This window comes from Caballeronia sp. SEWSISQ10-4 2 (assembly GCF_030464885.1).
Lineage (GTDB): Bacteria > Pseudomonadota > Gammaproteobacteria > Burkholderiales > Burkholderiaceae > Caballeronia.
In genome coordinates this window covers 20,119-33,072 of record NZ_JALPRJ010000033.1, presented here as the reverse complement: position 1 = coordinate 33,072, position 12,954 = coordinate 20,119, and the positions used below count along the sequence as shown (strand labels likewise).

Annotated in this window: 10 protein-coding genes; 6 read left to right on the top strand and 4 right to left on the bottom strand. The window is 60.1% G+C overall.

Annotation, left to right across the window (positions count from 1 at the left end):
- Positions 1-126: 126 nt before the first annotated feature.
- The 3 genes from M0D69_RS22330 to M0D69_RS22320 all read right to left on the bottom strand — a co-directional run bounded on the left by M0D69_RS22330 (position 127) and on the right by M0D69_RS22320 (position 3,062).
- Positions 127-807: a superoxide dismutase gene (locus tag M0D69_RS22330; protein ID WP_301784085.1), complete on the bottom strand. Its 681-nt coding sequence runs from the start codon at positions 805-807 to the stop codon at positions 127-129.
- Positions 808-912: 105 nt separating this feature from the next.
- Positions 913-2,085, bottom strand: a complete 1,173-nt coding sequence (locus tag M0D69_RS22325) for a chromate transporter (protein WP_301784084.1) — start codon at positions 2,083-2,085, stop codon at positions 913-915.
- A complete protein-coding gene (locus tag M0D69_RS22320) occupies positions 2,082-3,062 on the bottom strand; it encodes a chromate resistance protein ChrB domain-containing protein (protein WP_301784083.1) in 981 nt (326 codons plus the stop codon). The genes M0D69_RS22325 and M0D69_RS22320 overlap by 4 nt, the downstream gene beginning before the upstream one ends.
- 651 nt (positions 3,063-3,713) lie before the next feature.
- Between M0D69_RS22320 and M0D69_RS22315 the strand changes: the two genes are divergently transcribed.
- From M0D69_RS22315 to M0D69_RS22300, 4 genes are all read left to right on the top strand, one after another.
- Complete coding sequence (locus M0D69_RS22315; protein WP_301784082.1) at positions 3,714-4,550, top strand: cytochrome c; 837 nt, start codon at positions 3,714-3,716, stop codon at positions 4,548-4,550.
- Positions 4,551-5,045: 495 nt separating this feature from the next.
- A complete protein-coding gene (locus M0D69_RS22310) occupies positions 5,046-5,444 on the top strand; it encodes a hypothetical protein (protein WP_301784081.1) in 399 nt (132 codons plus the stop codon).
- 408 nt (positions 5,445-5,852) lie between these two features.
- Positions 5,853-6,602: a nicotinamidase gene (locus tag M0D69_RS22305; RefSeq protein ID WP_301784080.1), complete on the top strand. Its 750-nt coding sequence runs from the start codon at positions 5,853-5,855 to the stop codon at positions 6,600-6,602.
- Between the two features lie 532 nt (positions 6,603-7,134).
- Complete coding sequence (locus M0D69_RS22300; protein ID WP_301784079.1) at positions 7,135-7,605, top strand: ribonuclease; 471 nt, start codon at positions 7,135-7,137, stop codon at positions 7,603-7,605.
- Between the two features lie 339 nt (positions 7,606-7,944).
- Here the strand turns inward: M0D69_RS22300 and M0D69_RS22295 are convergent, their stop codons facing one another.
- Positions 7,945-8,763, bottom strand: coding sequence for a hypothetical protein (locus tag M0D69_RS22295; RefSeq protein ID WP_301784078.1), 819 nt, complete (start codon positions 8,761-8,763; stop codon positions 7,945-7,947).
- Between the two features lie 434 nt (positions 8,764-9,197).
- Between M0D69_RS22295 and M0D69_RS22290 the strand changes: the two genes are divergently transcribed.
- Together M0D69_RS22290 and M0D69_RS22285 are read left to right on the top strand one after the other, a co-directional pair.
- Positions 9,198-9,968: an SDR family oxidoreductase gene (locus M0D69_RS22290; protein ID WP_301784077.1), complete on the top strand. Its 771-nt coding sequence runs from the start codon at positions 9,198-9,200 to the stop codon at positions 9,966-9,968.
- Positions 9,969-10,770: 802 nt separating this feature from the next.
- On the top strand, positions 10,771-12,417 hold the full coding sequence (locus tag M0D69_RS22285; RefSeq protein WP_301784076.1) for a DUF4157 domain-containing protein: 1,647 nt from the start codon (positions 10,771-10,773) through the stop codon (positions 12,415-12,417).
- The last annotated feature ends 537 nt before the right edge of the window (positions 12,418-12,954 follow it).

The window sequence follows — 12,954 nt, the reverse complement described above, 5'->3', positions numbered from 1 at the left end:
ATCACCCTTGCGCCTTCGTCAATCAGTAACTCCTGCTTCTGGCTGCCGGAACCCAGCGCGACGGCATAGCGAGTCGTTCCTTCATAGCTAGTCAGTCGGGTTCAGGGCGCTCGCGCGTCATCCATGTCATGACAGTCTCCGCGCGGGCGATGCCGCCTGCATTCTGAGGGTCGCGTTGTCCCAGTTGATGAGGCTAAACAGCTGATTGACGTAATCATTGCGCCGGTTCTGATACTTCAGGTAGTACGCGTGCTCGAACACGTCGAGGACGAGGATGGGTTGAATGCCCCAAGCGGTCAGCTTCTGATGGTTCTCGCACTGCAGGATCATGAGCTTGCCCGCTGCAGGATGGTAGCCAACGACACCCCAGCCGGATGCTTCTACAGCAATCGTCGCGGCAACCAGTTGCGCCTTGAACTTTGCATAGGAGCCGAAATTCCTGTCGATCGCTTTTGCCAGCTCGCCCGTCGGTTGACCGCCTTTGCCCGACACGCTGGTCCAGTAAACGGTGTGCAGGATGTGGCTGGACAGTTGGAACGCGAGTTCTTTCTCGTAGAACTTCACCAGCGCGAAATCGTTTGAGTCCCGCGCTTTCGCCAGGCCGCCTTCAGCCTTGTTCGCGGCAACGACAGCGGGCTTGTGGTGAAAGTTGTAGTGCAGTTCGACGGTGCGCGCATCGATAACGGGTTCAAGCGCGTCATAGGCGAATGGCAGCGGTCCAGCGGCATACTTTCCGTCCGCGTCTGTGAGCTTGTCGGTGTAAGCGGGCTCTTCTGCTGCACGTACCGTTTGTGCCTGGGTCAGCATGATTCCCGCGCCGAGCGCAGCGGTGTCTTGCAGGAAGGTACGACGTGTTGCCATGATTGCGATCCTCGTAGAAATGCGCGCACGCGCGTGCCGTCGGATGGCGTGCTAATGGATGAGCGGATAGACAGCAAGACCAAACAGGGCAGCCGCAACGACAATCACCGGCTCCTGCAGCTTCTTGAAACGCCAGAGCAGCACAACCGTCACAAGCGCAAGCACGACCGTCGGCCAGTCGACGATGGAGCGCCGCGCGATGACGATCACCGATCCCGTGATGGCGCCCACGGCAGCGGCCGTGATGCCGTCAACGAACGCCTTGACGGCAGGTAACTTGCCGTATTTCTTGAAGTACGGCGCCGGCAGCACCGTGAACAGATAGCAGGGCAGGAAAGTCCCGAGCGCGGCGACGCAGGCACCCGAGAATCCTGCGACCAGGTAACCGATGAAGCCGACCGTGATCACAACCGGTCCGGGCGTGATCATCGCGACGGCGACCGCGTCGACGAACTGCTTGTCGTTGAGCCAGTGATGTTCGGTCACGACGCCACCGTAGAGGAACGGCACGATCGCGAGTCCCGAGCCGAACACGAACGCGCCGGCCTTGGCGAAGAAAAGGCCGACCTGGCCGAGCAGCGGCAGGTCAAGACCACTGAGGACACCGCTCATGCCGGGCGCCTGCGTCACGGCAAGCGCATTCAGCCCGCCCCTGCCGAGCCATTTCGGTGGGGCGCGCCAGAACCAGTTGAGCAGGCCACCCACGATAAACAGCCATGCGATCTCGGACTGGGTGACCACGGTCACAACCGCGAGCGTCAGGAATATTGCCCACAGAACTCTGTCTGTGCCGACGGTCTTCCTGGTCAGCTTGTACGCGCTCATTGCGATGATTCCGACCACCGCGGCACCCACGCCGTAGAAGACCGCCTGCATCCAGGGGAGGCCGCCAAACTGTGCGTAGGCCCAGCCGAGCGCCACGACCATCAGGAACGAAGGCAGCACGAAGGCGATACCGGCCAGCGTTGCACCGATGACGCGGTAATGGACGTAGCCGAGGTAAATGCCGAGTTGTGCGGCAAGAGGACCCGGCATCATTTGAGCCAGCGCCAACCCCTCCTTGTAGTCCTGTTCGCTGATCCAGCCCCGGCGCTCAACGAGGTCGCGGTGCATGTAGCCGACCAGCGCCACCGGGCCGCCAAAACCGAAGGTCCCGAGCCGCAGCATGTAAAGGACCAACTGGCCGAGGGTATAGCCCGGTGCGGCCGCGATCGTGGAGTTCATGAACGGCTCCCCGCGTCGCCGTTTTTGGTGCTCGCCCTAAAGTGCGCGTAGATTGAATCCAGCACGCGACCCATCTCGTCGAGCAGTTGATCATCGTCCAGCGCGCGTTGACGCGCGCCGGCCATCACCGCTTCGAAGCCGATTGCCTCGGGCACCGGTGCGCCCCCGACATCGAGCGCGTGCACCATTTCACCGAGCCGAAGAAGTGCCGCGTCGTCGTCGAGGCCGAAGCTCACGACCAGCACCTCAAACGTCACGCGCTCGGCCACGTGCGTAAAGACCGCGCCGTCGAAGTCAAAGCCGATCGCATCCGGTGGGCAGGCCTCCGGTGAAGCCAGCCAGAGAAACCGTGCCGTCGGGTCGATGAAGCGACGGATCAGCCATGCGCTCGCGACGCGATCGACCCATAGCCGTTGCCGCGTTGCCCACGTGCGAGCCTGATAGTCGTCGCGCCGCAGCGGCCGGATGGCCCGCTCGGCCGCATGCGGCTCACCCGGCGACAGGACCGTATCTGCGAGCGCCAGAAAGTCTTCCCAGGCGACTTCGGCGTCGGTCGACTCAGCGCCCGGGAAGTAGTCGATCGTCCGGATCGCGTCATAGTCCTTGCGCAGGCGGCGCAACAGGCGGGTGACCTCAGCCGGCGGCAGTCCTCCCAGCGTTTTCCGTGCAGTGCCCAGTGATGCGACAAAGGTCGCGTAGTCGCCATTGCGATCGAACAGTGCGCGAAAGTCCGCTTCCTGCGACGCGTCGAGGCTTTGCGCGCGCAGCAGATGCGCGGTGCCGCCGGCTTCGTCGATGCTGCAAGCGAGTTCGCGCAGTATGTCCTCGCGCTCCGCGGTGTGCGGCAACAGGTAGATGCCGTCGCGCAGGACGGCGCACCCCTTTGCTTTAAGCGCCCGCCACGCCCGCATGCGCGCGGTGGCGTTCTCGGTCGGAAAAGTCAGGACCAGTACGGCCCAGGTGGTTAAGGTATTCATGTAAAGTAAACTACGCGTTTGTAGCGTACTTTACAATTTATTTTTTAACTTCGGCCGCGACCGGATTGCGCGTCGGCGAATTGAAGCGCTGAGGGACGCCTCTGGCTGACATCCCGCTGTTGTCCGCTCGCGCACGAGTTGGCTTCGACGATACATAACTGTCAGGGGAACCGGCTCGAACTTGTTGGGCCATGTCGTGCATGCTCGGCATGCCGTTGGAACGTAGTCAGCAAATTGGGGAACTGCAGCGCTGCCTTCCGCGCGGCTTTCGCGTGCGAGAGGTCGTGATGAAAGGGGTACCCGGTTTGCAGGCACCATCTGGCACGAATGTGCGTCCAAGATCGAGTAGCAGTCCTCCACATACAGAGTCCGACTGACCCTCGTGGGTCCGGTGCGGCGCGCGAACGTGAAGCGATTGTGGTTGCTGTGACGTCATGCGAGGCGGGAAAGAAGATGGGCCCGTGACGGGATTCGCATCTCACAGCTCCATGCGCCCATCGGCTCGCATAGACAGCATGCGCGCTACCGACGATTCGGTACCGCTGACATAATCCGCTCATCGGTGTCGAATGAATCGGCGGCTTGTCTTTCCCGGCGGCTTCGGCGAAGTTGCCGCCGCCGTCGCCGGCAACAACCATGCACGGAGGACAAATGTCGAAACGCGTGTTGTTTGCGGTATTGCTGCTGACGCTTAGCGTGATCGGGCATTGTGCGGCCGCGCAGCCCATGATCGAACTTACGATAGGCGGCAAGACCCAGTCGTTTAGCCAAGGGGCGTTGCTGGCGCGTCCGGATGCTGCCGAGATTCAAGTTCCGCGAGATGTCGCCTACGGTATGTCGACGACCTACCGCGCAGTGCCGCTGGCCGACCTGCTCGACAGTGCGGCGTTACCCGCGGACAGCGTGCTCGAGGCACGTGCGACCGACGGCTTCGCCGCGCAACTGCCGATGGACCTCGTGCGCAACCGTGATCCTGCGACAGCCGTCGCATGGCTCGCGGTCGAGGACCCGGCGCAGCCATGGCCGAAGCTGCCGGGCAAGCCGGTCAGCGCGGGACCGTTCTACTTGGTCTGGGTTGGCAGGGAAGCGGCATCCGTGCGCAGCGAGCAGTGGCCTTACCAGATCGCGCAACTTGCTACGCAAGCATCTCCATCCGCGCGTTGGCCGGTGCTCGCCGTCGATCCGGCGCTGCCGGCAACCGATCCGATCCGCGCGGGCCAAAGCCTGTTCATCACTCAGTGTCTTGCCTGTCATCGACTCAACCACGCGGGCAGCGCGGACACCGGCCCCGACCTCAACGTGCCGATGAATCCAGTCGAGTACTTCCAGCCCGCGGCATTGCGCCGCTACATTCGCAATCCGGCATCGGTTCGAGACTGGCCCGGCCGGACCATGCCCGCTTTCCCGCGGGACCAACTGAGCGATCGCGAGATCGATCTGATAGTCGCCTATCTTGCGTACATGGCGCAGCGCAAAGTTGGACGGTAAGGCATACAAGTTAAGGTTTGGACGATGCGAAATAGTCTTTCACCGGCCTGTGCAAAGTGGAATTTGCTTCGTCAGGCGGCCGCTGTGGTGGACGGAGGTCGGCCACTTTCGGACGATCGACAACCTCGCCTGGATCCTCGACAATCCGGGGCACTGCAATCCCGGAGCAGAGAAGCGATGAGCAATACTCGCGGAATCCTTACGACTGCGGCGCTACTGTGTGTCGTTCTGATTTCCGGATGTGGGCACACCGTACGAGAGTCCTTCTATCGGATAACCGTCGCTGATCAGCCTGATGCTTTACGCGAGTATGCATCGTGGCCAAGGCACCTTCGCTTTAGCCCCGCGCAAGGTGTCCTGCTGGAGTTCTGGGTACAGGGCCGCCCCGGAGATTTGCCTATCGTTTATACATCAATGAGGCTCGAAAGCAGCACGACATTCAGATGGACATCGCGTAGCTTGGCTTGGCTTGATGGTGACGGAGCCACGATATCGATGGGCGACATTGCGTCGATGAGATTCACAAACTATTGCAAACCGCCGCCGGAACGTGAGTGCTCGATTACCGACACGTCTCTTTCGGACGGCCCGGTCCTCACCCATGAGTCTTCATGGGGCAAGGGCACAATGTCTGTCTATACCATTGCGCCTACGAGCTTGCTTCATGGAGCCGAATTGAAGAAGCTCACCACTACGTGGCTGCTCGGCTACGACCGGTGGCTCGAAGTGAAGTCCGAGCTGACCATTGGCGCAACACAGTCTGGCCCACGGACCCGATATCTCTTGCGGTTGCCCGATGCACAAATCAACGGGCGAACGGTACCTATGCCGATTATTGACATGCAATGGGTGTCGGAGGATGTCTTTGAACCGGCTACGCCAATCAACGATTAATCCGTCGGACAGGTAACCAATGCGCGGGGAGACCCACTTGGCGATTTACATTGGACAGGCTGAAACCCGTGTCAGATAAGTCCGCGTCCAGGGTGTCCGACGTGCCCGGGGAAATTCATCATCTTGCTGTGATAGTGGGATCATCCACGCATGAAGCTGACGGGGCCAATCGGCAGTGAGCGGCCTGGTGGAGACGTCGAACGTCACCCCTGAGATTGCCGACAAAGTGGCGTTCTTTCGCATATCCCGTGCTGACGCAAAGGGCATTTCCCGGACATCAAACTATTCAGCGAATCTTTGTGCAACTGTTTATGCGGGGGCTTTCGGCGAGACAGGTGCATTAAGATGAAGTCTGGAATAAATTTGGCGCCTCTATGATTGTGGCTTCGATCGAAAAGGGGATTCGCCGTGGGAGAAAACCATCGCAGGACACTGATCAAGTCGACCGCCGCGCTCGGTCTGGCCCATCTTTTTGGCCTTGGAAGCCTGAGCGCTTTGGCAGCGTCGGCTGCATCAGGCAAACACATCAAGCCCGGCAGCAAATCTGCGTTGATCGTCGTGGACGTGCAAAATTGCTTCATCGATGGCGGAACGTTGCCAGTGAAAGGCGGCGCCGAGGTCGTCCCACTCATCAACGAGTTGGCTAGCAAGTTCGAGAACATTGTCATTACGCAGGACTGGCACACGGCGGGACACGCGTCGTTCGCCAGTTCCCATCCCGGTAAGAAGCCGTTCGAGACGACGCAGTTGTCGTACGGCACACAGGTCTTGTGGCCGGACCATTGCGTGCAAGGCACCGATGACGCTGCGCTCGACAAGGACCTCAAGCTGCCGACTGCACAAGTAATCATACGCAAGGGTTTTCACAAGGACATGGATAGTTATTCCGCGTTTGAGGAAGCCGATCACAAGACAGAAACCGGCCTCTCGGGATACCTGAAGCAGCGGCGTATTGACACCGTGTTTGTGACCGGACTGGCGACTGACTTCTGCGTTGCATGGACAGCCATGGACGCCCGCAAGGCGGGGTTCGAAGCTTATGTCATCGAAGACGCAACGCGTCCGATTGACCTCAACGGCTCACTTGCGGCTGCGCGAAAAAACATGGATCGCGTGGGCGTAAAGCGGATCCAGTCAAAGGATATCTTGTCGACGTGAGCGGACCGCTCAGATCACTGCCCCGGATATCGCACAAGCTTGCGGTCTAAGGTTGTGCCTTGGGTGTCCAACGTGCCCAAGAATATTTCAATATTTGGCTGACAGGCTGCCCGCGGCCAATAGCTGACAGTGGGCTTCCGACTTGGCTTGCACGTTACCCGCCATTCAAAAGTGCATCGGGCAGCAGCGTACCGGGTTTCAATTCGCGGCCGAGTTTTGCGACGCGTAAGCCATCGATTTGACGGGCGTCGCGACAACTATGATGCGACGAGCGGACTTCCCAATTGTCGCGCACCACAATGCATCTTACGAGGCTTCATCACATAAGTTTTTCGCACCAATCGACGATAAAACGATTCTCACCGCAATCTGCTTGATCCGCCTATTTCTCGAACGCCTAGAACCGCGCATCGGCCTGGTTGTCGAGTAAAAAATTTCTATGTCCGCCGAACATTGATTCGCTCTGCCGTTAGCGATACCCTTAAATCGTCCGTGATCGTCGAATGCTAGTCAACCAGGAGACAACCGTATCGTGAAGCGAGCGTGGGCTTTCTCCTGCATCCTCGCCTTGAGCGCTATCCTCGGCGGATGCGGCAAGGACGGATCGCGAAACGCTACTCAGGAATCGGGCGCATCCGCGAGTCAGGCGCCGGTTCAGCTTGGGCAGGCCGCGAGCGACACACCCGCCGCATCGGGCGCGCAGGGGCGCAGCGTGCCGGCCGCCGTCACTAAGGCGCAGTTGCCGGGGGAAGCAGCCGAAACACTGCGTCTGATCAAAGCGGGCGGCCCTTTCCCTTTTGGCGAGGACGGTGTCTTGTTCCGCAACAGCGCGGTATTGCTGCCGCAGCATCCGCGCGGCTATTACCACGCATACACAGTTCGCACGCCTGGCTCGGCGGATCGCGGGCAGCGCCGCATCGTATGTGGTGGACCGCGCAGGCAGACCGGCGACTGCTACTACACCGACGATTACTACGCCAGTTTCAAACGCATTGCACAATAACTTGAGCCAATTAAAAACGCCCCGGGCCTCCTATAAAGCAGACGTCGGGGCATTGTGTTTTCAGAAGGCGTGCCGCGATGGCCCGATCAGTGGCGTTTGCCCTAGCCGCAACCTGCCAGCTGCTGCGATGGTGTCGTGAGCCAAAGGTAAGAGGCTTCCGGCGGACCGATCACGGTTGGCCATCGAACGGCAGGAAATGCCGTTCGATGGCAGTCGACCCGCGCGAGCGAATGTCCGTTGGACCTTGGAAACAGCCGTTGCTCTCGCGGTGGCCCGAATGACGGCAAGGGGGTCGGTTACGGAAACTATCCGCGCGGGGGGATCCGAGCTCGCGATGTTTCAGGCGCTTAGCACCTGTTTGAAGCGTTGCACGTCAACTCGTCGATCGACTGTAGACTCCATTCGAAGCTCGAGCGACTCCTTGCGCTTTTCTTCAGCGTTCGCGATGAAGTCGGACAGTTCGCGCTCCAAGGCTGAGTCTTTGGCGCCCGGCTTCCACCTCGCGGCTCCGTGCCGCCGGCGCGTGGCCCGAGCAAGTGCTAGCGCTGCTATCGCAGCCTTCGCACATTCGAATTCAACCTGACCACAAAGGTCGATTGGCTCGCCGAATTCGCGAAACGCTTCCACATACTCCCGAGCGGCGTGCACTGTCGCCGGATACTCACGGAGCTCGGAGATAACTTTGCGGCTTAAGACATGCCAGTGAAGCCTGTGCGGGTAGGCAAAGGCGGGAATGGAAACGCCTTTACTGGCTTCGCGGTTCATATGGCCGACTGGCTCCGCTGCTGCCCAGGTGGCCTTATGCATCATTGTCCGGCAGGTTCGGGCGTAGCTTTCCAGCGATAACGCTAGTTCCAGTGCAGTGTCGCGTCGCTGACGCTTGCGCTCCCTGGCATTCCTCGCTGAAATCCAGGTGAGCGTTATGACAGAACCGACTGCCGCTGATGTCAGCGCCAAAGTCACCGGAGTGTTCCAGTCGACTCGCTGGAGATATTCAAGCCATTCCTGCCGCATACGTTGCGCCTCGGAGAAAGAGGTGCACAGAGTATAAGCAATCGTTTGCGCAGTAATCAGAGCAAAATTGGCGTTGTGTGTTTTCCCCACAAACGCTTCAGTACGGCAGTGAGTATCTTGACAAAATGTGCTGATGCGGGGCACCACCCGGACCAGAACGAGGGGAGGCGTGCAAGATATTCAGGATCGGTTCGCTTCATAAGTAGACGGGGTCTGTCGGTCATGGCCACCATCGTTCGCTCGCTTAATCGGCAAGCTTCGGTCAGAAACTAGATGCGCCGCCATAGGTCGATGGTGATCGATTGGAACCAGTGACGGATAAGGGCATAGGTCGGGGAGAAAAGGGTAACGCCAGATTCAAGATGCGAGCGCCGCGCATTGAACGCCTAAACTGTTTCAACGTATGGGCAGGGAGGGAAACTCGTGACGCGATTCGCTGAAGGCGATGTCGGAACGGGCCGGACGTCGAGTATGCAACGCTGAGCCGAACATCGGGATTCGCCTTAGCCAGACGCGAGAGGCGCGGTCGCTGGTGTCCTTCGGATCGCGCGGCTTCGGAACCACCAGGAGGAGTGGCTGTGAAGAAAGAGCAACAGGTTGCACTTGTGACGAATGCGTCGGGCTATGCCGGCCCGCCTGCCGTAGCAGCACTGCTGGATGCGGGATTCCGCGTGCTTGCCCACGATGATTCCTTCGTGGACGACATCGCGTGGGAGCACTTTTCGAACGCGAATGGCAGTGTCGAGCGTGTGAGCGGCAAAAGTGTTGAGCTGCTGGTCGAAGCCGCATGGGCCGTCACTGGGCGGGTTGATGCCATTGTCAGTAACGACCACTTTCCCGCTATCCATCGGCCCACTGTAGATGCATCACTGGACGACCTGCGGCAGACGCTAGAAAAGCTGGTGGTCGGTCCTTTCGCTTTGGTAAAGGCGGCAATCCCGCGTATGAGACATCAGGGCGGCGGGAATCTCGTATTAGTGACATCGTGCCGGACAAAGCTGCCAATGCACGGAGGCGCCATTCCTGATGCCGCGAGGGATGCTGCGAATGCATTGGTTCGATCGTTTTCCGTCGAACTTGCGCCACTTAACATTGCCGTCAACGCAGTGGCACCGAACTTCCTGTATAGCGAGGCTTATTATCCACGCGCTATCTTCATAGACCAGCCGGAGGGTCGTGACTATGTCAGGTCTTCGGTGCCGGCAGGTCGGCTAGGCAGGCCGGAAGAGATCGGCGAACTGATCTGCTTCCTCGCATCGACACAGGCCCGGTTCCTGACTGGCGCTGTAATTGACTTTTCGGGCGGGTGGCCTGCGGCTGCAATGAGGCCCGGAAAGACCGACGATTGAAAGCAACTTGGCACAAAGTGGTACCGATTCTTGCCCTATGCGGGGACGCATACGCATACGCACATCGCATGAGGCGGCGTTCGGGCCATCTACGGCCATTCGACCGTGCTCTCAGGCGGGCATTCGAACGGCGGCTTCAGTCAGGCAACGGACCTTCCCCCGACGATCACGGTCGTCGTGTGATCGGCCTTAGCTGCCATTGGGACGGGCCGGGTTCTACGTCAGCAATGTGACGGATTGCTGACGGTGGCGGCATCGAGCAACCCGACGGCAGCTTCCTGCATTTACGAACTCACACTCCCGACCCATTGCGGAAGTAGCCTGGCCCGGATTGAGCGCCCTCAAGCGGACACTGACAAGCGGATTCAAAGTAGCGGACACGTCGAGGATTGCAGTGCAGGCTAGAGTCGAGGGGCAACAAACGCGCCAGCGCCGTGCTACTCAGCACCGCTTGCCCCCTCCAAACACAGCGCCAACGAACGGCAATCAAGTGTTTACCCTAGCAATCACAAGGCTGCGTGAAATCCTCTTCCCGAGCAGAACGGCAAGGTCGCGGTCAGCGGTTGGTTGCGGGCCACACGAATCACAAAACTGGAGTCAAACACCGCACGCGGCGAACGAGGCGCGGGATATTGCGGCGCGCGAGGCGTGCAGCGGATGAAGACCGACGACGGAAGCAGCGGGTTATCGCTGAATTGCAGAGCGGCCGGTGATTGCCTTATATTTAGAGCCTTGATTCGACCAAGACGGGTTGACTGTCGCCCAGCGTATAAGTCGAACCGTAGCGGTGCAGGAGGCAGGCATGCGATCTTTTGCCAGACCCGAGTCGAAGCCCGTCCAATCGAAGCGCGACGCCGCGCCGGTGCGGACCTTCGCCCCACGCTCGGTCCATGAAACCCTCGCCACCCCAGGCCGCTCGCTCGACCCCGCCTCCCAGCAAAAGTTTGGCGCCGCGTTCGACTTCGACTTCAGCCGCGTCCGCATTCATGATGATTCGCGCAGCGCGCGCTCCGCGGATGACGTCGGTGCACGCGGCTATACCGTTGGGGAACACGTTGTCATGGGCCGCGAAAGCAATGCCCGCACGCTCCCGCATGAACTGGCGCACGTTGCGCAACAACCTACCGCGAGCCGTATTCCACCGCATTTGCCCATGGGCGATGCGCACTCTCCCGAAGAAGCCACCGCGCGCCACGCATCAGACGTGGTGACGGCCGGTGGACACATGCGCATGCCACCCACCTATGGTGTCGTTGCCCTTCAGCGCGACCCCAAGCCCGGCGATCCGCCCGCACGGACCGGCGACGACAAAGGTGAAACGAAAAAAGAAGACCCGCCCGATCCCACACCGTGGCTCACGCTCCAAGCGCAGGGTCTGCTTCAGTACTCGCGCGTCTATACCATTCCCAAGCCGCCGCCTTGGATGCTGGGCGCGCAACTCGCCGCGAACATCCAATTCCACAGAGCTCCCAACAGTACCGGATTTGAACTCGCGCTGGTGGGGCAGTACGGAAGAATCATGACCTGGAACAGCAGCGCTACGGCCACCGGAGACCAATGGTCCGGCGCGCTGCAGCCCTCGTATCTGTTTATCAACACCGGCGGCACTCAGCTTTCTTTGTTCGGCCAGGGCGGATTCGCCTCCACCTCCTCTAGCGATCCCAGTCTCGTGGGCAAGCAGTTCAGTCTGCTGGTCGGCCTTCAAGCAACGCAGGATATCGTGCCGTTGGGGCCGCTGAAGTTGCAAGGCGTCGCGTCCTTGGCTGGCGGTGGGGCGTGGTCAAAAGGACCCGCGGATGATCAATATTCCCGCTCTGGCACGTGGCAGGTAAATGTCGGATTCCAGCTCTCTTGGGACGCGGTGAAGCGCAAACCAGTCCCGCCTCCAGAAAGGGTGGAAGTGAAGCTACCCGACGAGGTGAAGTTGCCTGTCGAAGATCTCAAGAAAACGGACGATCAACAGAAGCGCACTGAGGAAGCCAAGAAGACCGCGGATCAACCGGAGAATAAACCCGCCGACAAGCCCGCGATTCGGCCTCCGCCTTCGGACGCCACGTTTTTCTTCGTCAAGGATCGCCCGGCGCGCGGTCCGGGGAACGACAAAGGCGTTTTGGTGAGTGGAGATCTCAAAGGCCTCAAAGCGCAAATCGAAAAAGCGCTCGCGGCTGATCCTACCTTGAAGATCTCCATCTCTGGAGCGGCCTCCATTGAGGGACCAACCCCTGACTACAATTGCGACCTTGGATCGCGCCGCGCCGAATGGCTGCGGCAGCAATTGAACGTGCCGGTGGCCCGTGTTGCCGATCCAGAACCAAATTTGCTGGCAGGCGCTTGCGCCGATAGCGGCGGATTAATCAGCTTCGGTTCCACGAAAGCGGCCAACACTACCGACGAATCCAAACGCGCCGTGGACCGCTTCGCCGTGGTGCACTTCCACCACGGCAAGTAGACTGTGTTGGCTTACTTCGCCGGTGCCGGCGCTGGCGACGGCACAACCAGGTGCAGACGAACCTCTGCAACCAGCTGTTTTCCGAGTTTGTGACGCAGCTCAAGGCTATGTTTTGGTCAGCCTATACGCGCACCCAGCGCCTCGGGGAGCTGTATGAGTCCAGGCTCTTTGCGAAGGTAGAGGACGGCCGCGGCAACACGGCCCGGTGGATGGACGACCAGAAGTTCCTACCGCTGGGTGACGGACAGGGTTCCACCCGAAATACGACAACTGGCGCCGGCGCCGCAAGGTGCCAAGCGCGTGCTCAGAAGCCGACAGCGGGCGGTTCGAATCAGCTGAATTCATCGCGTTACGGTACCCCAAAGCTGCCGGTCACGACCGGCCGAAATTGGCCGCGTACTATCTGTCGCCGATCGGTCCATTGCAACCCACAGCCGCCATTTAACTGTTCGGACACCGGACGTTCAAGAGGGGCGTCTACCAACATGCTGTCACGGCCTCGGCGCCAGGCCGCGTGCTTCATCACGTCCACGCGAG

What these genes read in the sequence shown, in the direction of transcription:
- M0D69_RS22330 (WP_301784085.1), bottom strand. Translation starts at nt 807, where the DNA reads ATGCTGACCCAGGCACAAACGGTACGTGCAGCAGAAGAGCCCGCTTAC.
- M0D69_RS22325 (WP_301784084.1), bottom strand. Translation starts at nt 2,085, where the DNA reads ATGAACTCCACGATCGCGGCCGCACCGGGCTATACCCTCGGCCAGTTG.
- M0D69_RS22320 (WP_301784083.1), bottom strand. Translation starts at nt 3,062, where the DNA reads ATGAATACCTTAACCACCTGGGCCGTACTGGTCCTGACTTTTCCGACC.
- M0D69_RS22315 (WP_301784082.1), top strand. Translation starts at nt 3,714, where the DNA reads ATGTCGAAACGCGTGTTGTTTGCGGTATTGCTGCTGACGCTTAGCGTG.
- M0D69_RS22310 (WP_301784081.1), top strand. Translation starts at nt 5,046, where the DNA reads ATGGGCGACATTGCGTCGATGAGATTCACAAACTATTGCAAACCGCCG.
- M0D69_RS22285 (WP_301784076.1), top strand. Translation starts at nt 10,771, where the DNA reads ATGCGATCTTTTGCCAGACCCGAGTCGAAGCCCGTCCAATCGAAGCGC.